At 55.6% G+C, this 20,526-nt stretch carries 22 protein-coding genes; 7 read left to right on the top strand and 15 right to left on the bottom strand.

Features of this window, described 5'->3' with window-relative positions:
• Window positions 1-119: 119 nt before the first annotated feature.
• The 4 genes from C7459_RS08355 to C7459_RS08340 all read right to left on the bottom strand — a co-directional run bounded on the left by C7459_RS08355 (window position 120) and on the right by C7459_RS08340 (window position 3,448).
• Window positions 120-845 carry an HAD family hydrolase gene (locus C7459_RS08355; RefSeq protein ID WP_109688330.1) on the bottom strand — a complete coding sequence of 242 codons (726 nt, stop codon included), beginning with the start codon at window positions 843-845 and terminating at the stop codon, window positions 120-122.
• A 73-nt stretch (window positions 846-918) separates the two neighbouring features.
• Complete coding sequence (gene trmL / locus C7459_RS08350) at window positions 919-1,377, bottom strand: tRNA (uridine(34)/cytosine(34)/5-carboxymethylaminomethyluridine(34)-2'-O)-methyltransferase TrmL (RefSeq protein ID WP_109688328.1); 459 nt, start codon at window positions 1,375-1,377, stop codon at window positions 919-921.
• Between the two features lie 147 nt (window positions 1,378-1,524).
• Window positions 1,525-2,352 carry an HD-GYP domain-containing protein gene (locus C7459_RS23980; RefSeq protein WP_170119366.1) on the bottom strand — a complete coding sequence of 276 codons (828 nt, stop codon included), beginning with the start codon at window positions 2,350-2,352 and terminating at the stop codon, window positions 1,525-1,527.
• Window positions 2,353-2,458: 106 nt separating this feature from the next.
• Window positions 2,459-3,448, bottom strand: a complete 990-nt coding sequence (locus C7459_RS08340) for an amidase domain-containing protein (RefSeq protein WP_109688324.1) — start codon at window positions 3,446-3,448, stop codon at window positions 2,459-2,461.
• Window positions 3,449-3,592: 144 nt separating this feature from the next.
• Between C7459_RS08340 and C7459_RS08335 the strand changes: the two genes are divergently transcribed.
• From C7459_RS08335 to C7459_RS08320, 4 genes are all read left to right on the top strand, one after another.
• A complete protein-coding gene (locus C7459_RS08335) occupies window positions 3,593-4,339 on the top strand; it encodes an IclR family transcriptional regulator (RefSeq protein ID WP_109688322.1) in 747 nt (248 codons plus the stop codon).
• Window positions 4,340-4,429: 90 nt separating this feature from the next.
• The gene (locus C7459_RS08330; RefSeq protein ID WP_109688320.1) at window positions 4,430-6,364 is read left to right on the top strand and encodes an aconitate hydratase; all 1,935 of its coding nucleotides are present in this window, start codon (window positions 4,430-4,432) and stop codon (window positions 6,362-6,364) included.
• Window positions 6,365-6,486: 122 nt separating this feature from the next.
• Window positions 6,487-7,563 carry an isocitrate/isopropylmalate family dehydrogenase gene (locus C7459_RS08325; RefSeq protein WP_109688318.1) on the top strand — a complete coding sequence of 359 codons (1,077 nt, stop codon included), beginning with the start codon at window positions 6,487-6,489 and terminating at the stop codon, window positions 7,561-7,563.
• A 197-nt stretch (window positions 7,564-7,760) separates the two neighbouring features.
• Window positions 7,761-9,197 carry a CotS family spore coat protein gene (locus C7459_RS08320; RefSeq protein WP_109688316.1) on the top strand — a complete coding sequence of 479 codons (1,437 nt, stop codon included), beginning with the start codon at window positions 7,761-7,763 and terminating at the stop codon, window positions 9,195-9,197.
• Between the two features lie 14 nt (window positions 9,198-9,211).
• Here C7459_RS08320 and C7459_RS08315 read toward each other — a convergent pair whose 3' ends face one another.
• The 5 genes from C7459_RS08315 to C7459_RS08295 form a co-directional block, all read right to left on the bottom strand.
• Window positions 9,212-9,664: a 2-thiouracil desulfurase family protein gene (locus C7459_RS08315; protein ID WP_109688314.1), complete on the bottom strand. Its 453-nt coding sequence runs from the start codon at window positions 9,662-9,664 to the stop codon at window positions 9,212-9,214.
• 65 nt (window positions 9,665-9,729) lie between these two features.
• Entirely contained in the window at window positions 9,730-10,869 is a 1,140-nt protein-coding gene (gene queG, locus C7459_RS08310) for a tRNA epoxyqueuosine(34) reductase QueG (protein ID WP_109688312.1), read from the bottom strand.
• Window positions 10,870-10,889: 20 nt separating this feature from the next.
• Window positions 10,890-11,321 carry a ribonuclease HI gene (rnhA, locus tag C7459_RS08305; protein WP_211320368.1) on the bottom strand — a complete coding sequence of 144 codons (432 nt, stop codon included), beginning with the start codon at window positions 11,319-11,321 and terminating at the stop codon, window positions 10,890-10,892.
• 94 nt (window positions 11,322-11,415) lie between these two features.
• A complete protein-coding gene (locus C7459_RS08300; RefSeq protein WP_109688308.1) occupies window positions 11,416-12,252 on the bottom strand; it encodes an ABC transporter permease subunit in 837 nt (278 codons plus the stop codon).
• The gene (locus C7459_RS08295) at window positions 12,245-13,156 is read right to left on the bottom strand and encodes an ABC transporter ATP-binding protein (protein ID WP_109688306.1); all 912 of its coding nucleotides are present in this window, start codon (window positions 13,154-13,156) and stop codon (window positions 12,245-12,247) included. The genes C7459_RS08300 and C7459_RS08295 overlap by 8 nt, the downstream gene beginning before the upstream one ends.
• A gap of 176 nt (window positions 13,157-13,332) precedes the next feature.
• Here C7459_RS08295 and C7459_RS08290 point away from each other — a divergent pair, with 176 nt between their 5' ends.
• A complete protein-coding gene (locus C7459_RS08290; RefSeq protein ID WP_245884456.1) occupies window positions 13,333-14,487 on the top strand; it encodes an aminotransferase class I/II-fold pyridoxal phosphate-dependent enzyme in 1,155 nt (384 codons plus the stop codon).
• 22 nt (window positions 14,488-14,509) lie between these two features.
• Window positions 14,510-15,178, top strand: a complete 669-nt coding sequence (locus tag C7459_RS08285) for a hypothetical protein (RefSeq protein WP_109688303.1) — start codon at window positions 14,510-14,512, stop codon at window positions 15,176-15,178.
• Between the two features lie 72 nt (window positions 15,179-15,250).
• On the opposite strand, the gene C7459_RS08280 is transcribed toward C7459_RS08285, so the two are convergent.
• The 4 genes from C7459_RS08280 to C7459_RS08265 all read right to left on the bottom strand — a co-directional run bounded on the left by C7459_RS08280 (window position 15,251) and on the right by C7459_RS08265 (window position 17,858).
• Window positions 15,251-15,604, bottom strand: coding sequence for a phage holin (locus C7459_RS08280; RefSeq protein ID WP_170119365.1), 354 nt, complete (start codon window positions 15,602-15,604; stop codon window positions 15,251-15,253).
• A gap of 14 nt (window positions 15,605-15,618) precedes the next feature.
• A complete protein-coding gene (locus C7459_RS08275) occupies window positions 15,619-16,395 on the bottom strand; it encodes an N-acetylmuramoyl-L-alanine amidase (RefSeq protein ID WP_170119364.1) in 777 nt (258 codons plus the stop codon).
• 92 nt (window positions 16,396-16,487) lie between these two features.
• Complete coding sequence (locus C7459_RS08270) at window positions 16,488-17,048, bottom strand: N-acetylmuramoyl-L-alanine amidase family protein (protein ID WP_170119363.1); 561 nt, start codon at window positions 17,046-17,048, stop codon at window positions 16,488-16,490.
• Window positions 17,049-17,252: 204 nt separating this feature from the next.
• The gene (locus C7459_RS08265) at window positions 17,253-17,858 is read right to left on the bottom strand and encodes a DUF2140 family protein (RefSeq protein WP_170119362.1); all 606 of its coding nucleotides are present in this window, start codon (window positions 17,856-17,858) and stop codon (window positions 17,253-17,255) included.
• A gap of 101 nt (window positions 17,859-17,959) precedes the next feature.
• On the opposite strand from C7459_RS08265, the gene C7459_RS08260 reads away from it, so the two are divergent.
• Window positions 17,960-18,292, top strand: coding sequence for a DUF2614 family zinc ribbon-containing protein (locus C7459_RS08260; protein ID WP_109688294.1), 333 nt, complete (start codon window positions 17,960-17,962; stop codon window positions 18,290-18,292).
• 50 nt (window positions 18,293-18,342) lie between these two features.
• Here the strand turns inward: C7459_RS08260 and nth are convergent, their stop codons facing one another.
• Together nth and C7459_RS08250 are read right to left on the bottom strand one after the other, a co-directional pair.
• Complete coding sequence (gene nth, locus C7459_RS08255; protein WP_109688292.1) at window positions 18,343-19,029, bottom strand: endonuclease III; 687 nt, start codon at window positions 19,027-19,029, stop codon at window positions 18,343-18,345.
• Window positions 19,026-20,459, bottom strand: coding sequence for a bifunctional metallophosphatase/5'-nucleotidase (locus tag C7459_RS08250; protein ID WP_170119361.1), 1,434 nt, complete (start codon window positions 20,457-20,459; stop codon window positions 19,026-19,028). The genes nth and C7459_RS08250 overlap by 4 nt, the downstream gene beginning before the upstream one ends.
• Between the last annotated feature and the right edge of the window lie 67 nt (window positions 20,460-20,526).

Raw genomic sequence — 20,526 nt, 5'->3', positions numbered from 1 at the left:
TAGATCAAAAATCATTATCGTTTCCAGTAATCAGTTAATGTAAGAGTACCCTTTACCCGATCATTATTAACTCACTTAATACATTGTATACCCGAAAAGATAGCTATAGACCGAACTTTTTACGACTCGATGTGAGGTAATTCGTTACGAACGAAGTTCAATAGGTCAGCCAGCGTTCCTTTATGAGTAAATGGCAAGTCATTCTCGCCCGTTTTGAGACAGTCTGTCACGAGATAGGTCTGCATGCCGAGCGTCCCAGCGATCAGATCTTCGAACGCATCGTTGCCGATCATCATACAGGATTCGGGAGCCACGCCCAGTTTCTGTACCATCTCTTGATAATAATTCGGATTCGGCTTGCAGAAATGACTATTTTCATAAGTGGTAACAAATGCAAATGGGATGTGCTCTACCCCTGCCCAACGCATGCGATGCTCAGTCGCCGCGCGCGGGAACAGCGGGTTGGTGGCCAATACGAGCTGGTAGCCTTTGTGGAGAGCCGCTTCGCAGATCTCACGGGCGAGCGATGTCGGTTGTGAGAGCTCGATCAATTCTCCAAATTCTCCTGCATAAAACGCTTCAATCGACGGCCAGAAGTCCTCCTCACGACCGTTGACTGCAGGCAGAAAGTCGTTTTTGAAGACTTGCTCGTTCGTCAATTCAGGGTCGTTGTTGCGCACCATCATGTCTGTCGATTTCAGCAATTGTGACAAAAACGTTTCCGGTGGTAACAAGTGAGCCATCCGAGGTACCAATCGCTTGAAGTACCCACGGGTAAAATGATCGTTATCCATCGGCAACAACGTGCCGTCGAGGTCGAACAGTAAAGTTTTGACCTGATGCATAGGTTTCGCCTCTTTTCACTTAATACTAACACATAACGAAGCATATGAGCGCTTGTTTTATTATTGACGGAGTTTAGACCAAGTTCGGGAACCCTTGTTGGCGCAGTGCTTCATAGACCACGATGGCCACCGCGTTCGAGAGATTGAGCGAACGAGCATCCGCAAAAATCGGAACGCGAATCGCGGTTTCGAGGTTGCTCAGCACCAATTCTTCGGGCAAACCTTTGGTTTCTTTGCCGAACACAAAAAAGTCATCCGGGCCGTATGTAAAGTCCGTGTAGGATTTTTCAGCCTTGGTCGAGGCATAGAAAAAACGGCCGTTCGGGTACTTCGCCCGCAGCTCGTCGAAGCTGTCATGATAATGCAAATCCAAGAGATGCCAGTAATCCAATCCTGCGCGCTTCAATTGTTTATCATCGACGGAGAAGCCCAACGGACGCACCAGATGCAAGGAAAGCCCCGTGCAGGAACAGGTCCGCGAGATATTGCCCGTGTTAGCCGGAATCTCCGGTTCAACCAAAACGATGTGCATATGATGCGTCCTCCTTCATCAACACAAGCCCAATATTTTATTGAAAAAAGTAATGTCTAAGTACCTAGCATACAAAAAGGAACAGCCCGCCGCAACTAGACAGGCTGTTCCTCGAATATTTCAAAAACTGCATCCTACTCATTTTGGCTAGGAAATGTGTTTGAGTTTCTGCAATTGTAGGGACTCGTAATCGAGAATTTTCGCCTCTTCCTGAACACGAACCAGCTTGGCAATCTCGATGTTCAAGAAGGCTTGCACACACCCGCTGCAGAACTGCGCCTCGACATGCCGGGCGATCTCCTCACGGGCGTGCTCGATCGACTGCGCCTTGCGATACGGTCGATCGGACGTGATCGCGTCAAACGTATCCGCGACCGCAAAGATGCGGGCGAGCAACGGAATCTGCTCACCGCTGAGTTGGTGTGGATACCCCCGCCCATCCCAGCGTTCGTGGTGGTGCAACACGACATCGGTGCCTTCCTTGAGGAAATCGATGTCCTTGACCATCAACCAGCCCATCTGCGGATGTTCCCGCATGATCATCCATTCCTCATCGGTGAGGGCGCCTGGTTTTTTCAAGATCGCATCCGGGACAGCGATCTTGCCGATGTCATGCAGCAGGGCTCCCCATTCGAGCTGCTGCATCAAGCGTTTCTCGAGGCCCATTTCGCGTCCGATCAGAATCGAGTATTGCACGACCCGCTTGCAGTGGCCGTTCGTCTCATCATCCTTCGCAGCGACCGCGTTCGCCAATGCATCCAGCGACGTATGGTACGAGCGCAGCATCCGCAGATTGTTCTCACGCGAGCGGTTCAACAGCAAACCAAATGCCGCACCTAAAATGCCGTACAAAATCATCTGCGTAACGTTGAACGCCGTGAGCCTCTCATCATGAAGCAAGAAATTGTCGACAATCTCCATCAGTATACCGACTGAAAAACCGACGAATCCATACCTGAATCGCTTGGCGAACACGACAGGCCCCTCCCCTCTGCTTGTTCTGAAAACCGAGTGAGTTACGAATAAAGAATGCCAAAACTTACATTCGACACACATTTCTGTATTTCCTGCCGATTCCCGTCTAAAACTGGTCAGGGATGTGGAAAAAAGAGTACTTGGTCTTGGGTGTCCACGCATAGCTGTCCCGGTAGGTCCAAAAGCGTCGATGGCTGTTCACCGTGTGCGCATTGACCAGCGGTTGCCCGCCCCCGTCGAAATCAACCACCACCGTGTTGTGCTGCCAGCGCCCATCGCCATCCCAGTCATAACAGATCACATCGCCAATTTTGAGCTGACGAGGGTCGCTGACTTCCTGTGCATGCAGGACGCGCGTCAACGCGAGCCGCAACGAGTGGGCAACCGCCCACGAATAACTCCAATTGTGTTTGCCTCCGATGTCGTACCACCACCCGCTCGACCGCGACCCACCGCGCACGAGCGGCATCCCGCCCGCATAGAGCACTTGGGACACATAGTTCGTACAATCGTTGCCCTTCATCTGTTGGAAGACCGGGTTGTACCCGTTCCACCACAATTCAGCGTACTTGTAGGCGCGCACCCGGTCATAGCGCCCTCGGGCATCCCGCGTCTCCACATGCGGTGCTCCGTCAAAAACGTCCACGGCCGCCAGCGCCGTGACCGCTTCTGCTTCCCCATCCGGTCGAAAGGTTGCGTCACCGTTCTCCCGCAACGTATCGTCTTGCAACACGCGCCACTCGCCGTTCACGGGTTGCAAGGTCAAGCGGTGGCGGATCGACCGCTCCTCGTGTTGAAGTCCCGTTCCTTGTTCATAATAGAAACGGACGTGCTCGGTGGCCTCCACCACCGCCAGTTCCCGATCCGGCAGCCAGTTCGCAGCGTGGATCTGCAAGGATGTCTTCGTCTTGCGATAGCGGATATCCCCGCGATGCAGCCTTGCATCGCGCATCGCGCGCACCTCCTGCCAGGAATGACAATCTGCTGGCGTCCCGGCCAGATCATGCAGCATCGACTCCGCTTCGCCCGACAGCCAGGCGCGGTTTTTCTCCCGGAAAAACGCCTCCACCGTCTTCAACCATTGCCTTTTATCCATGGGACTTGCCCCCTCCTCGCTGGTTCAGGTAGATATATGAATGATTTTTGACAAAAAGACTTTCACGTCATAGAGGGGCATGGTATACTATATTATGAAACAGGGTTTCACCACGCGGAACAACGCTGGAGGGAGATGACGTACATGGCGGAACAGGAAAAAGGCACGGTACGTGCTGTCGAGCGTGCGCTTGACATCCTGCTGTGTTTTTCTGGCACAGACAGTGAACTCGGGCTCTCCGACATTTCGAAGCGTCTGAATTTACACAAGAGCACTGTGCACCGTTTGTTGGCCTCTCTCGAAAGCAAAGGTTTTATCCGTCGCCACTACTCGACAGAAAAGTACCGACTGGGTTGGAGCATCCTCGAACTGGTCAGCAACGTCTACCAGTCGGACGCCCTCTCCTCGATCGTACTGCCGGAGATGACGCGCCTGCGCGATCAGCTCGGCGAGACGATCTCGCTGTATGTCCGCTCAGGAGCGGAACGCATCCGCATCCAAGCGGTCGAGAGCAACCAACCGGTGCGCCGGGTTGCCAACATCGGCAGCCGGCTGCCGCTGCACGTCGGTGCTTCTGGCAAAGTCTTGCTGGCGTTCGATCAGGAACCGTGGGAACAAGTGTTACAGGACTGCTGCCCGGCAGACGTCAACCGCGAGGAATTTTTGCAAAGCCTTACCAGCACGCGCGACCACGGCTATGCGGTCTCCATCGAGGAGCGCGAACCGGGTGCAGCTGCGGTGGCGGCCCCGATTTTTTCCCGCCAAGGGGAGATCCTCGCTGCACTCTCCGTTTCCGGCCCTGTCGATCGCTTCTCGCCTGAGTTGTTGCAACACCATGCCGAAGCGGTCAAACGCTCGGCTGACAACATGACCAAGATGTTAGCGCACTGATCGTCGTTTGTTTTCCCTGTTAATCTACTGTTCTTTTGGGGACGCTAGATTGCAGAGATTGATAATATGGAATCATGGGAGGTTTTTCTGATGGCTAAGAATATTGTTCAGAAAATCATTGAAGCTCACCTCGTTTCCGGTGAGATGGTAGCCGGCAAAGAGATCGCAATCCGCATCGACCAAACTCTTACCCAAGACGCGACCGGTACGATGGCGTACCTGCAGTTCGAAGCGATGGGTGTACCGCAAGTTAAAACGGAACTTTCCGTTTCCTACGTCGACCACAACACCCTGCAATCCGGTTTTGAGAACGCGGACGACCACCGTTTCCTGCAAACTGTTGCTTCGAAACACGGCATCCACTTCTCCCGCCCGGGTAACGGGATCTGTCACCAAGTTCACCTCGAGCGTTTCGCAGTACCGGGCAAAACCCTGCTCGGTTCCGACTCCCACACCCCGACTGCGGGCGGCATGGGCTCGATGGCGATGGGCGCAGGCGGTCTGGACATCGCAGTTGCAATGGCTGGCGGCGCGTTCTACCTGAACATGCCGAAAGTTGTAAAAGTTGAGCTCAAAGGTTCGCTCAAGCCGTGGACCGCTGCGAAGGACATCATCCTCGAAGTTCTGCGTCACCTGACCGTCAAAGGCGGCGTAGGCCGTGTGATCGAGTACACGGGCGTTGGCGTTGCATCGCTGTCCGTTCCGGAACGCGCAACCATCACCAACATGGGCGCAGAACTCGGCGCAACCACCTCGATCTTCCCGTCTGACGAAAACACCCGCGTCTACCTTGAGTTGCAAGGTCGCGGTGAAGTATACGCTCCGCTCGCAGCTGATGCAGATGCTACCTACGATGAAGAGCTGATCATCGACCTCGACACCCTCGAGCCGAACATCGCACAACCGCACTCCCCGGACAACGTCATCGCTGTCAAGGAACTGGCTAGCAAGCGCATCCCGGTTCAACAAGTTGCAGTTGGTTCTTGCACCAACTCTTCCTACACCGACCTGATGCGTCTGGCATCCGTCCTCAAGGGCAAAACCGTCCATCCGAACGTGTCCCTCGTCGTCTCCCCGGGTTCCAAGCAAGTCTTCGAGATGATCGCTCGCAACGGCGCACTCGCTGACATCCTCTCGGCAGGCGCACGCCTCCTCGAGTCCGCTTGTGGTCCGTGCATCGGCATGGGTCAAGCACCGTCCTCCGGCGCTGTCTCCGTCCGTTCCTTCAACCGTAACTTCGAAGGACGTTCCGGCACCGCTGACGCAAGCGTCTACCTCGCTTCCGTCGAAACCTGTGCAGCAGCTGCTGTTCTCGGTTACATCGCAGACCCGAACGAACTCGGCGACTTCCCGGTCATCGAAATGCCGGAGAAATTCCTGGTCGACGACCGCCTTGTGCTCGCTCCGTCCGCGACCCCGGCTGACGTTGAAGTCCTGCGCGGCCCGAACATCAAGCCGTTGCCGGTCAACACCGACCTGGCTGACTCGCTCACCGCTCCGGTATCCTTGAAAGTCGGCGACAACATCACCACCGACCACATCATGCCGGCGGGTGCAAAAGTTCTGCCGCTGCGTTCCAACATCCCGGCAATCTCCGAACACGTATACGTGCGCGTTGACCCGCAATTCCCGGCTCGCGCGAAAGAAATGGGCAAGTCCGTGATCGTCGGTGGCCACAACTACGGCCAAGGTTCCTCCCGTGAACATGCAGCGCTCGCTCCGATGTACCTCGGCGTGAAGGCTGTCATCGTGAAGTCCTACGCTCGTATCCACCGTGCCAACCTGATCAACTTCGGTCTGCTCCCGCTCACCTTCGTGAACGAAGCAGATTACGATACGGTTGCACAAGGCGATGAGATCGCAGTCGACAACCTGACCGAACAAATCCAAGCAGGCAACGAGATCACCGTGAAAAACGTCACCAAAGGCACCACCTTCACCGTGACCCACGACCTGACGGGCCGTCAAATCGACATCATCCTCGCAGGCGGTCTCCTGAATTACACCAAAAAACAAGCGATCTAATGGTTTGACCCAGAGTTGCAAACACTAAGGGGGGGCACTAGCTCTCCCCTTCTCTTTTGTCTTTTTTTGCTACCTACTGTCTTTTTTGATACTTCTTTTTGATTACTAGATGAGGTGACCTTATGGAAAAGAAAACGATCGTTGTCATGGAAGGCGACCAAACTGGTCAAGAACTGCTCGAAGAAGGTCTGCGCGTTCTCGATGCAGACCTGATTGGTCTGGAAATTGAATTCAAACGCTTCGACCTGTCGCTCGAAAACCGTCGTGCGACCAACAACCAAGTTGTCCACGACGCGGCTGCTGCGATGCGTGAACACGGCTTCGGCTACAAAGCGGCGACGATCACGCCGGAAGTCTCAGGCGACGTCGGCTCCCCGAACGCGATCCTGCGCAAGGGCATCGACGGCACTGTCATCGTCCGCACCGGCCGCCGCATCCCGGGCATCAACCCGGTTGCTGGCATCAACGCACCGATCTCCGTCATCCGGATGGCCGTTGACGATGCATACGGCGCGAAGGAATGGCGCGAAGGCGAAGGCGTGAACGAAATCGCCTACCGCACAGAGAAGATCTCCCGCAAAGTCTGCCGTGGTGTTGCGGAGTACGCCTTCCAACAAGCGCGCAAAATGAACGCAAAAGTATTTGGCGGCCCGAAATTCACCGTCTCCCCGGTGTACGAAGGCATGTTGAAGGAAGAGATGGACCAAGCGGCCAAGGCGTATCCGGGCGTGAAATACGATCCGCAACTGATCGACGCGACCTATGCACTGCTGATGAACACCACCGGCGAACCGCTGGTCATCCCGGCGCTCAACCGCGACGGCGACTGCCTGTCCGACCTCGTCCTGCAAATGTACGGCTCGATCGCAGGTGCAGAGTCGATCCTGCTGGCGTTCGACGACAATGAAAAAGTCACGACCGTCATGGCGGAAGCTCCGCACGGCACCGCACCGGGTCTGTTCGGCAAAAACGTCGCAAACCCGATGGCGATGATCCTCGCAGCCGCTTCGATGCTGACCTTCTTTGGCAACAAAGAAGCAGACACCGCCGCTCGTGCCATCTACGAATCGACCCTCGAAGCGATCGTAGACGGAGTGCGCACCGCCGACCTCGGGGGTTCGACCTCGACGTCCGACTTCACCGATGAAGTCATCCGCCGCATCCGCACCAAACTCGAAGTTTGGAAGTCTCTCGCGTAATAGAACTATTTGGTATACTAAAAAGGAGCAAGGCTCCGTCCTCGCGACGGAGCCTTGCTCCTTTTCATTTACATAGGGTCGGTGGCATCCCGTTCGTCAAAAACAACAACGCCCACATCGAAACCGGAAAACCTGAAGTAAACGCCTCTGTCAGAGGGAGTCCCACGCGCATATGCTGGCAGTGGAGGTGATCTCCTTTGGCTGACAACAAGAAGAGCAGCGATATCTTCAAAAACTTGTGGGAAGAATTGACCAAGCCCCCCAAGTGGATGAAAGAAGGCAAAAAATCCTCCTCCTCGTCCAAGAAGAAGGACGACGGAAAAAAGGATGAGGCTGACGCTTCCTCCACACCCAAGAAGCGTCAGCCCCCCTCCTGGTGGTCCTGGTCTACCTCCGACGGCGTTCCGGCCAAGCCAACGCCCAAGGAGAGCAAAAAGAAAAAAAGAACCCGCTCCCGCACCTCCTCCCACCCGACAACACACCAGCGATCCCGCCCCAACTCCAAGCCTTCACGATCCACCCAAACGTCCAACCTCAAACCCAGACACGGCAACCTCGCACCACTCGCACAAAGCAAAAGCGACCTCGGCAGTCCCGACCACGATGATTCGCTGAGCACGGTCCATTCGATGATTCGCCGTCACGGGTTCTCCCCGGCCTCGCTCAAGGCTTACGGGATCACCGCCACCAAAGTCGAACCGTTCGGCCCTGTCCTGCGCCTGCGCACCAGCAAGGGTCTGATCGCGTTGAAAAAAACCGAACTCAGCCCGAAGCAAGTCCAGTTCCTGCACGAATCGTTTCTCTATCTGGAGAGCCGCAAGTTCACTCGCTACGCACCGTTCGTCCTCTCCACAGACGGATTGCCTTACGTGCAAGTCGGCGGGGAAACGTACTATGCCACGCAATGGGTGCGCGGACAGGAAGTCGACTTCCGCTCGATGCCACAGTTGGCGCTGACAGCGCGGACGTTGGCCGACTTCCACGAAGCCTCACGCGGGTATGAACCCAAAGGCTACCGTCCAGCGATGATCTTCGACCTCGTCGACCGCTTTCAAGATCGGCGGGACGAATTCAACATGTGGAAAAAACGCGCCAAAGCAAAAAGTCGACCTGACGAGGTCGACAAGAAGTTCCTGCGTCTGGTTGATGCGTATATCGCGCAAGCCGACCAAGCGCTAACCGTCATGAAGCGGCCGAATGTGCGCGCACATCTGCTCTACGAAGAGGACGATCCGCCGCTGTGCCATCTCGACCTGACCCCGTACAACATGGTGTACACCACGATCGGGCAAGTCTGCCTGATCGACCTCGACTTCTGCACCTACGGTCCGCGCACGCTCGATCTCGCGCATCTGGTGCGCCGAGCCTTGCAGCGGGCGGACTGGGAGGAGGATGTCTTGCGGCATGCCTTGGTCAACTACAACGCCGTGCGGTTGTTGACCGTAGCAGAGTATGTGTTGCTGTACGGATTGTTGGTGTTTCCACACCGCTTCTGGCGCATCTCCTACCAACATTACGAGGTCGGACATGACCCACATCACATGGGGTATTACGAGCTGGCGGAAGCGGAGGAGACGAAGCGACAAGCGTTTTTAAAAAAATTCGGTCAGCAAGTCGATCGCATGCGGCGGTGACGAGCTGACCGTATTTATTTGTTCGGATAGGTTTCTTCGGAATAGACCTTGATCCCATGTCGTTCGAGCAAGGCGGCGGCGACTCCGTGACCGGGTCGTTTGCCCTTGGTGAACGTGCCGTCATAAATCGCAGACGAGCCACAGGATGGGCTGCGTTCCTTGAGGATCGCTTCCTTGGCGCCGACCAATTGTGCCATGCGCAGGGTATCCTGTGCACCACGTACGAACTCCGCAGTCACATCGACTCCGGCGTCGGTCACCACTTTCGCGTTGCCATCGAGGACATCCTCGCCCGTACCGCCGACGATCTGTGCTGGAGGTCTAGGGGTCGCCAATCCTCCCAACTGCTCAGGACAGACAAAAACGGCCTCGCCGTCCTCGACCATTTTCACAAACGGATCGAACGTTTTGCTTCCACCGTCATAGCGGCAATGACAGCCAACGAGACAAGCACTGATTACTTTCATCGAACAGACATCCTCCCCCGCCAACGTCCGCATGTGCAGAACTGTCGGCCTCTTTGTCGAGTAGCTTAGGCTGGGTCTTCGATCGCCCAAGCCATTTCTTGTTTAGCCTCTGCGTGTTCCTCTACTTCATAGGCATGCGCGACTGCCTCTCGGGTCGCGTCAGGATCGATTTTTTTCAGCGCCCACGCGATGGTGCCGCGAATCTCCGGGCGTTCGTCCTGGCTGAGAAGTTCCAACAGGCGCGCAATCGCTTGTGTCTCGCGCATGTTGCCCAGCGCGATGATCGCATTGCGCTGCATGACTTTCACCCCGCGCCACGCGGCAGCCGATGTGCCGTACTCGCGGCGGAACTGCTTGTTGGAGAGGTCGAGCAACCGCATCAAGTCCGGGAACGCATATTCCGGTTCTGGATCAAACTCGATCGCGGTCCCAAATGCCACGTCCTTGTTCTTCGGGCAGACGACTTGGCAGGTGTCACACCCCCAGAGTCGGCGTCCCAACTTGGCGCGGTACTGCTCTGGGACGAAGCCCTTCATCTGCGTGATGTAGGACAAACACTTGCTGGAATCGGTCATGAACGGGTTCACCAATGCCTTGGTCGGGCAGGCCTTCAAGCATAAGTCCGGGCAATCGCCGCATTGTGGCGGTGGAGACGGGACGTTTGGCTCAATCGAGATGTCGGTGACCAGTTGCCCGAGAAAAACCCACGACCCGTGCGTATCGGTGATGATCGAGCAGTTCTTCCCCAACCATCCGATTCCACAGCGCTGGGCCACAGCACGATCGACGAGCGGGCCGGTATCGACTGTGTTGTAGATCTCAATCGGTCGCCCGAGCAGCTCTTGTAGACGTTTCCCCAGTTGGTCCAGCTTCTGCTTCAACACCTGATGGTAATCCATCCCCCATGCATACACCGACATCTGCCCGCGCAATCCTGCGGGCTTTTTGGCTCCGACATACTGCTCCGTGCGGTACCCCATCGCGATGGCGATGATCGATTGGGCGTTGGGCCACGTCTGGCGCGGGTCGATGCGCTCCTGAATCACCGGATGCTCAAAGCCTGATTCATGGCCGAGATCACGGTAGTTGGTGAGCTGTTCCTCCAACTCGGCAAACGGCTCTGCCGTCGTCACCCCGATCCCGTCGATCCCCAACTCCTCTGCCAGCTGTCTGATCGTTGCATTGTCGATTTCATACCCCGCCATCCACAAACTCTCCTCCCATCTTACCGTGGCACTGCAGCGCGTGCAAGTTCATCACAGCGCTCGTTCCACTTGTCACCACTATGCCCTTTGACTTTGTTCCATGTGACGTTGTGGAAGCGGTACAACTTCAGCAATTCCATCCACAATTCTTGATTGGAAACGGGCTCTTTTTTGGAGTTTACCCATCCGTTCTTCTCCCAGTTCACATACCATCTGCTCTTGAAACAGTTGATCACATACGCACTGTCGCTGTACACATTGACTTTGCACGGATACTTCAAGACTTTCAAGGCCTCGATCACACCTAGCAACTCCATCTGGTTGTTCGTCGTGAGCTTCTCCCCACCCGACAGTTCCTTCAAATGTTCCCCAAACATCAACACCGCACCCCATCCACCTGGACCTGGATTGCCGGAGCAGGCTCCGTCCGTATAGATGGTCACTTCCCGCATCTCGCTCATGTTGTTCCTCCGTCTCTGTACTGTTCGTCCCCTTCATTGTAACAAAAAAGCACCCAAACCGGACGCGGTTTGGGTGCTTTTTCTACTAATGAATTTGCTTCTCAAACAACACATGTCGCTGGTTCCACTTGGCAATCCGCGTCAGGAACAACAGCCCGATCACGAGCAACACCGCGCCGAGCACAAGCAATGGAATCGGCCCGAAGAGCAGCAACCCTGTGGAGTTGCTCACCATCAAGGCGACGATCGGGAGCACGATCACACCGGAGAGATTCTGTGCCGCTTGGAAGGTTTTCACCCGTGCGGAGATCAAGACGTTGAAGAGGATCACACATAACGTCAGCGTCGGAATCACCCAGAACATCAGGATCAACCAATTGGCATTGGGGAAGATCAGCTCATGAAAGATGTTGTACGTCAAACCATCCATCAAGACCGTAAATCCGAGAAAGGTCCCAAACGAGATCGCCAGCGCCGGAACCAGTGCGGACAGCACTTTCCCGAGGAACAGATCGATCACGGAAATCGGTGCAAACAACAAACTCTCCATCGTGCGCCGTTCCTTCTCCCCGACCATCGAGTTTGCCGCGATCATCGTCGTGGTGATCAACGGAATCAACAGGAACAGCGACGGGCACGTATAGTTCAGGAAAAAGTAAATCAGTTGCTCATTGGCGGTCAGCGGTGGGTTCATACTCATCATGGCTTGTAACTGTTCGGGCATATTGGACGTGAACGAGTTGAGCAACTTGGTGCTTTTGGGTGACGAGAGGTCGATGTTTTTACCGAACAGCACCGCTCCGGCGGGGAATAGCAGTCCGAATAACAACGGCAGGATGATCATCGAAACCCAGATCTGTTTATTCGATGTCATCGAGCGAATGTCTTTGCAGGCAATCGCCCAGATTGCGGTCTTATTCATGAGACTCCCTCCTCACTTTGAAATACAGGGCTTCCAAGTCACGGTTGGTGATCACCGCTTCGTGTACCCACGATTCGCGCAGAATCGCTTGCAACAACGGCGTGATCGCCGCCTTGTTCGGAAGCGTAAATTGCAAGCTCTGCGATCCCACTCGCTGCACCGGCACTCCGGCGAACATCTCGCCGGTTGGAACCAAGCCCGTCTCGACGCGCAGGATCGTCTCTGTCACATACTTGTCCTCGATCTCTCGGTTGGTTCCTTGCTCCAGCACGCGTCCGTTTTCCATAAAGATGTACGCGTGGCAAACCTCTTCGATCGTATGCAGGACATGTGAGCAGAGCAGGATGGTCGTACCCTCTGCACGATTCAAGTCACGGATGTACTTCATGACCAATTGGATGCCTTCTGGATCGAGCCCGTTGGTCGGCTCATCGAGGAACAACAGTTCCGGGCGATGGATCAGCGCTTTGGCGAGGCCGAGGCGCTTTTTCATCCCCGTGGAGTAGGTGCCGACCAGTTTGTGCATGTGCGCAGTTAGATCGAACTGCTCCAGCAAGTCGAGCAGTCGCTGTTTGTCCTGCACACCGTGGAGTTTGGCGAAGAACTTCAGATTCTCCAGCCCGCTCAATTCATGGTACAGTCCGGCCCCTTCGGTCAAGATGCCGCTCTGGCGGCGGATCGGATCGCCATCAAGTGCTGGGTTGTGCGTTCCGACGCGGATCGTCCCGCGATCTGGCAGGATCACGCCGTTGAGCAGGCGGATCATCGTCGTCTTGCCCGATCCGTTCGGCCCTAACAATCCGACGATCTCGCCTCGGCGAACCGTAAAGTTCATGTCATCGAGCACTTGTTGAGCGCCAAAACGCTTGCTGACGTGCTCGACCTGTATGTAAGGTTGGTTCATTCATACCCCACCCTTCGAGATTTAGACAATTTTCTAATTATCTAAGGAAAGGATATCACAGCTCCCTCTGTTACACAAGAGATTTTCGGACACACTAAGCGCGTGCGCATCAACTTCTGCGAAACGGGGTGAGAAGGCTGATAAAATCAGAGAAACTAGCGGGGCTTGCCCCTTATGTGTTTTCAATTCTCGATGAAAAAGTCTACAAGTACCGCGAGATGGGTCGCACCGACATCGTGGATTTCGGAAAAGCAGACCCAGACCATCCGACACCTGATTCGATCGTCAAGCGCTTGCAAGAAACGGCGGCCGACCCGGAAAACCATCACTACCCAGCCTTCCGTGGCTCGCTTTTTCTCCGCCAGCACATCGCCAAGTACTACAAGGAACGCTTCGGTGTTGACGTGAACCCGGAGACCGAAGTGCTGGCTTTGCTCGGTTCCAAGGAAGGTCTGTTCCACATCTCGCTGGCCTATCTGCAGCGGGGGGATATCGGCCTCGTGCCTGATCCAAGCTTCCCAGCTTACAACGACGGTGTGTTTTTTGCCGGAGGTGATATCCTGCGGATGCCGTTGACCAAGCAAAACGGCTACCTGCCAGACCTCGACGCGCTGACCGCAGAGCAGCGCAAACGCGCCAAGATCCTGTTCCTCAACTACCCGAACAACCCGACCGGCGTGCTGGCACCGCCCGCGTATATGAAAAAGGCGATCCAGTTCTGCACCGACAACGAGATCCTGCTCTGTTATGACCATGCCTATGCCGAAACCTACTTCGATGGCAACAAACCGAAAAGCTTGTTGGAGTTCGAAGGCGGGAAAGCAGCAGGGGTGGAATTTTTTACATTTTCCAAGTCTTTTAACATGGCGGGCTGGCGTCTAGGAGCTGCGGTGGGCAATGAAGAAGTGATCAACTCCCTGCTCGTGGTGCAGTCGCATATCAACTCGGGAATCTTTGCTCCGATTCAATTTGCAGGTGTGGAGGCGTTGGAGCATGTGACGCACACCGACTTTCTCGATCAACAACGAGCGGAGTACCAACGTCGCCGCGACTACGCAGTCAAAAAGTTTCAAGAGATCGGCTGGGATGTACACAAACCAGAGGCGACGGTCTACCTCTGGGTCCCCGTTCCAAAGGGCTCAACCTCGATGGATTTTGCCAACCTGCTACTGGACGATTACAGCGTTGTGGTCGCGCCCGGAACGGCCTTTGGTGAGACCGGTGAAGGGTATGTGCGGATCTCGTTGACCACCGAGTACGTGAATGTTGAAAAAGGCATCGATCGCATCTGTGCTGCGATTGTCAAACTGGCAGGTGTGACAACACACTAACTTTTAAGGGAGGGATCTCGAGATGGCTCTCATACGTAAGTTGGGAACCGCCTTGCTCGCGGTGACGATGGCCGTGACATGGGTCGGTTGTGGGCAAAACAACGCCAAAAACAATGCGCGCATCAACAGCCTCGACACACCTGGTGCTTCCAACGGGCCGAAAATCAACCGGGAAAGTGCGGGCGTGCTCGCACGCCAAGATCTCGACCACAAGTTGAATGCAACAGCCGGACTGCGCAATGCGACCGTTCTCGTACACGACGGCAATGCCTATGTGGGTGTGGTCAATGTGGGCAAAGAGCACACGCCCGACATGGCGATGCAATCCGGTGACAACTGGAACGACATGCCGTGGGGCACACCGCAGAGCCCGAACACGGCGACGGGGATGAGCGTGCAACAGATGCAAGCCGAAGGGCTAGAACCCGCGCATACGCATGAAGGTCCGTACAGCACGATCAGCGGCAACATCGACGATGCGACGAAGCAGAAAATCACCGACATCGTCCGGGCCAACGTGAAGGGTGTCCAGCAAGTCTACATCACCGCCAACGTCGATCAGGTCCAAAAACTTAGCGGCTACAAACACTACATCGCGCGCGGCGGCAACATGACCCCGCATCTGCAAGAGTTCAGCCAGTTCATCCAGAGCACATTTGGCGGCAACACCAGTCCGCAGATGCAGCCGTAGCCGCACTCGCAGTCATACACTCTCCCTCATAATTTGTATATAAAAAGGACGGCCCTCAGTAGGGCCGTCCTTTTAGGCTGCTTGCTTTTGTGATTTTTGTATTTCAAATTCTGCCCACGCCTTCTCAATCACTGCCCGCACCTCTGGATAGGTGACCTGCAGACGATGAGAGGTTGCACGGTCGAGCACGTACTTGACAGCCTCATTGAGCTTGGCAGGGCCATCGTGCTGGGCAAAAACTTGCTCCGCATAGTGGAACGCTTCGTTGCCGACCAAGGCGAGCAACTCGCGTTGCTGCACCGTGGTCTGCTTCGCGTAATACGCTTCCATCTGCAGTTTCCAGCGCTTGAGCAGGATCAAACCCGACACCACCGCAATCTGCAACAGAAGTAACAACGCGCTGTTCACCAAACTTTGGATCGTCATCTCCCCCATCCCGCTCACCCCACCTTTGTTAGTTCGACCGTTTGTGTGGAGCCGTCCCACTGAACCGCACACCCCAGCACCTCTGCCAACTCGCGCACGGGTACGTATGTTTTGCCATCGATCAAGAGACCCCGCTGCGGCAACGCTTGCCCGTTGAATGTCACCTGCACAACTTCCTCCGATTCCACAGGTACCATCGCCACATCCGTCTCGACCGCTGGGATGTATGGCACATCAAGGATTTGGCACAACGCCTTGGCCGCACCCTCCGCTTGATGACGCAAAAAGTCGGCGTTCGACAGCCTAGTAGCCTCTTCCGGCGACGTGATAAATCCACCCTCGACCAACACCGCATCCATCATCGTGTCACGCAGCACTTGGAAGTCCCCGAAATAGACGCCACGGTTTTTCTGACAGGCGTTTGTCGCGATGGATTGTGCAAGCAGTTCCGCCTTGTGATAGCAGGGCTGTTCCCGCTGCGACGGGTGAATCCACACCGCCACCCCATTGACTGCTAGGTCGGTGGCCGCGTCGTAATGCCACGAGACGAACAAGTCTGCCGCATACGTGTTCGCAAGCATCGCCCGCGCCTTCAGATCCACACCCACCGCCACATCCGGCACCCGCATCGTATCCGTCTCACGCGTCATCAACACACGAACGCCTGAACGCACTAACGCGTCACGCAACAACAAACAGACGCGCAGATTGACGTCCTTCTCCTGCAGTTTGTTCCCAACTGCACCGGGATCACGCCCACCGTGCCCAGGGTCTAACACCAACATTGCCATACTGAATTCCTCCATTCATCTAGTGACTAAAAAGGGTCCTACTCTTACCATGCATGTACGTATTCCATTCAGGGACAGTGATGTCCACGTAATTAGCGATTTTGTACGTCGTTCAGGATTCCCAAGATGCCTTCAGCGGCGCCCTGTGCCTGCAACTTTTGAAATTGGGGTGTGACAGCAGACGAGAGTTCCTCTGGATGACTGAGGAATCCGCCCTTGATTAAAATCGACGGTGCATCGACCGCCTGTAAGATGCGATCCCGGATCTGGAACACGCCCAGAAAGGGTTGATGGGTGACTTGACTGATCCGTTCGCCGAGCTGTTCGAACATCATCATCTGCCACAGGTCAGACCGACGGCTGTCCACCCAGAGCGAAAGCCCGCGCACCTCTGTGTCAGGCAGGTGATCACAATGCCAAGATACGAACAGATCTGCATGCTGGGCGTTGGCAAATTCAACCCGACGCCCTGCTGATAAAATTCGGTCGTCCTCGCGAGTCATCAAGACGCGCACACCCTCTGACTCCAACAGTTCTCGTACCTGCAGGCAGACAGCGAGGTTCACATCCTTCTCCGCGAAGGCTCCGACGATACACCCGCTCTCCCAGCCACCGTGACCAGGGTCGAGTACTACGCGTGGTCGTACTATCAAGGTAGTAGTCCTCCTTCGATGCAAAACAGAATTCACAAACTTTGAAATATTCCCACATAAAAATGAATCAAAAAAAGACGCCATGCCGATGCCACCGATCCCCTGGTGACTGACATGACGTCTGGTAGTCGTGCGTTGGGATGTGTGTTTCGGTATCCCAAGAATAGCACATACGTTCGCATAGTACAAGAACATTTGTTCGCATTACTGTTCGAGCAAGATCTGCAGTTGAATCAAAGCCTTCTGTGCATCGATGCTGCTCACGCGATACCGAGCGCCACCGCTGTTGTCCTTCTCCGACAATTTGACGTCCAGCAGGTGCTGCTCCGGTTGGATGTGGACCCAACTCGGCCACGGCAGGCCTTCCAGCACGCCGAAGAGCGTCTTGAGCGGGATCGACCAGTTGCCGATCTTGGACTCTTCCGCCACCAAGCGCACGTCGCCGTTGGCTTGCAATTCGGGGCGCATCCAGATGCGCATGTCCATCGCGCGGCCGAAAAACATCAACTGCGAATCGACTCGCAACAACTTTTGCTCAAAGGACAGCTCCACCGCCTGCAACGGCGTTTCTTTGTCGTGCAACTGACGGTCGACAAATTGATTGATCGATTGCAACGGGATCGTCGCTTCGATCGGGATGCCACGATCAGCATCCGATGGGGCGGAGGGAGCCGCTGGATGGGCGGTGGGGCTCGTCACGGAGAACCAAAGTCCCCCGACAAGCAACACCGCCACCAGCACCAAGCCTGCCAACGCCCAAAATGCCGTCCGCCACGGATTTTGCCCCACCATGCGTCGGAACCGGGACACGATAGCAAACGCCTCCTTTGCAGCTCGCCCTGATTGGACAATCTCCTGAGAATCAGGTAGCATGTTGTAGAGAATCGTGCGAATAGAAAGGATGGTTCAAGATGAGACTGAACCGGCTGCGAACCACAGCGCTCGCTCTTATCTTTCTCGCCTTTTTGATCATGTATTTAGGCGTTTTTTCCGCCGCGATCTTGCCCTTCGCGCTGGTCATCGGGACGATCCTGATCATGGTCAGCGTGTTCATCTACTTCCGCGTCGGTGCGATGTCTATGAAGATTCCGACGCTCGAATGTCCGAATTGTCACCGGATGACGAAAGTGATGGGCATGGAGGACGGATGCATGTATTGCGGAGTACCGATCCGCATCGAGATGGACGAGGACGAGAACCTGTACGCGGTACAGAACGGCGAAGTGCCGGTCAAGAAAAAGTAACCGTGGCACAGACAACCCCACACGACTATGTATACGAAAAAAGACCACGTCTATTCGACGCTGGTCTTTTTTCTCGTGCCCCCGCGCCCTTTATAATGTCTACAATACGGCGTCAGTGTACACTGCTCACACTTCGGTTTGCGAGCGTCACAGACCCGGCGACCATGCCAGATCAACCAATGATGCGCATCCGTCCACTGCCGCTTCGGGATTCGCTTTGTCAATTGTTGTTCGACCACCACCGGGTCGTCGCCGACGGCGAGACCGATGCGGTTGCTCACGCGCAACACATGCGTGTCAACCGCCATCGCCGGAACGCCAAATGCGTTGGAGAGCACGACGTTGGCCGTCTTGCGCCCGACGCCAGGCAGTTCCACCAAGTCCTCCATCGTGCTCGGCACGCGGCCCTCATGGCGAGTCAACAGCAGGCGGCAGGTTTCCAAGATGTTTTTGGCTTTGTTTTTGTACAGGCCGATCTCTTTGATCTCTTGCTCCAATTGATCGTGGCTCAAGCTGCCCAATTCGGCAGGCCCTGGGTATTTGTCGAACAGCGGGCCGGCGATCTGGTTGACTTTTTTGTCGGTCGCTTGGGCGGAGAGAATCGTCGCGATCAACAGTTCGAACGGATTGCGAAAGTTCAATTCACAATGCGCATCCGGGTAGCATTCGTAGAGCGCATCGAGGATCTTCGTCGTCGGCACGCGCGGCAGAGGCGGGCGTTTTTTCACATCCGTCATGACGCAACCTCTTCAAAAATCCAGCGTGGTTCCGCCACATCGGCCGCCACTGCCCCTTGCAACTCCTGCCCCAACAACTCGCGCAGGAACGGCATGTGGAAGCTGACGGAGCGACCTTCCTTGAACTCCTCATATACCGCGGAGAAGTACAAGTAGTCAGGCGCTGCCACACGATACACGCCCGCGAGATCGAGCGGTTCACCTGCATGCTCGATCTGCAAGTCGTACAGGAATTCCCCGAGCTCGACCACGCGGATTCGCAAACCGGAGACTTGCAGTCCGCCTAGATAGTGCCCACGGAAGCCATAGCCCTTGCCGACCCGCTCGTAGTAGCCGGGCAACAACGACTTCTGCAACACGTCGCGAATCTGAGCACCGCTGAGTTCCACGACGCAACTCAAGCTTGGTGATGGGAAACAGGTCAGCAAGTCCTGTCGCGTACACGGCCCTGCGATCAACCCGTGGTTGAACATCCCGCCATTGATCATCGCGATGTCCGCCCCGGTCAGGCGGCGCATGCCGTCTGCCAACAGATGCCCCAGCGCCGAATTGCCGATCAAGTGATGCCCCAGTTCATCGGGCAGCTCGACGATCACCGCGCTCAATTCCTCGGCTGCGAGCTCCTGCCAGTGTGCCAACAGCGACTCCAGATCCGCATCTGGCACAACGGACGGATCGCGTGGGATCGCGCCGCCTGACACACCGCGCACGCGCTGTTCCGCCACATCCCACTCCAGCTCGACATGTCCGTAAAAACCGCCATAACAGCCCGCTTGGCAGATCCATGTCTGCCCGACCAACTCTGGCTCCGGCGTGACTTGGTGCGTATGCCCGCCGAGGATCAAATCGATGCCCTCGATCTCCTGTGCGATCTGACGGTCCGCGTGCAACCCCAAATGCGAGAGGAGCACGACGAGATCGACGCCCTGCGCCTGAATCTCTGGCAACAGGCGGTGGAACGTGTCACGCGGGTGCTCTGAGAACACACCGTGGATGTTGTAAAAATCAGAAAACGCCACAGTGACCCCGAACACGCCGACACGCAGTCCGCCGCGTTCCAAGATCAGATAAGGTTCAAAAAAGGGATAGCCCTCGCGCGACTCGTCATCGAACAGATTCGACGTCAACACCGGCGTTGCCGACTCGCGAACCAAGTCTGCCCACGAAGACTTGGGTAGAATCAACCCTTCGTTGTTGCCGAACACCCACGCGTCATACCCGACCGTGCGCAGCAACGCCGCATTGGCCCGCCCGAGCGTGCCCTCCGTCTCCATCCGCTTGCGATCGGCATGGTCGCCGATATCGAACGTAAACACCGTCTCTCCACGTTGCGTCACCTCGTCACGATGGCGGCGCAACTGTGTCGCCGACTGCAAATACTCTTCGAAGTGACTATGTACATCGTTTGTATGGAAAAAGTGGATCTTCATTGCTTCCCCACTCCCCGGATAAATTTCAGATAGGTTTGGTTTTTCTATTCTAACATAACAAAAAAAG

This window comes from Tumebacillus permanentifrigoris (genome assembly GCF_003148565.1).
Taxonomy (GTDB): Bacteria; Bacillota; Bacilli; order Tumebacillales; family Tumebacillaceae; genus Tumebacillus; species Tumebacillus permanentifrigoris.
The sequence above is the reverse complement of the archived record's forward strand: the minus strand, read 5'-3'. Positions and strand labels throughout refer to the sequence as shown.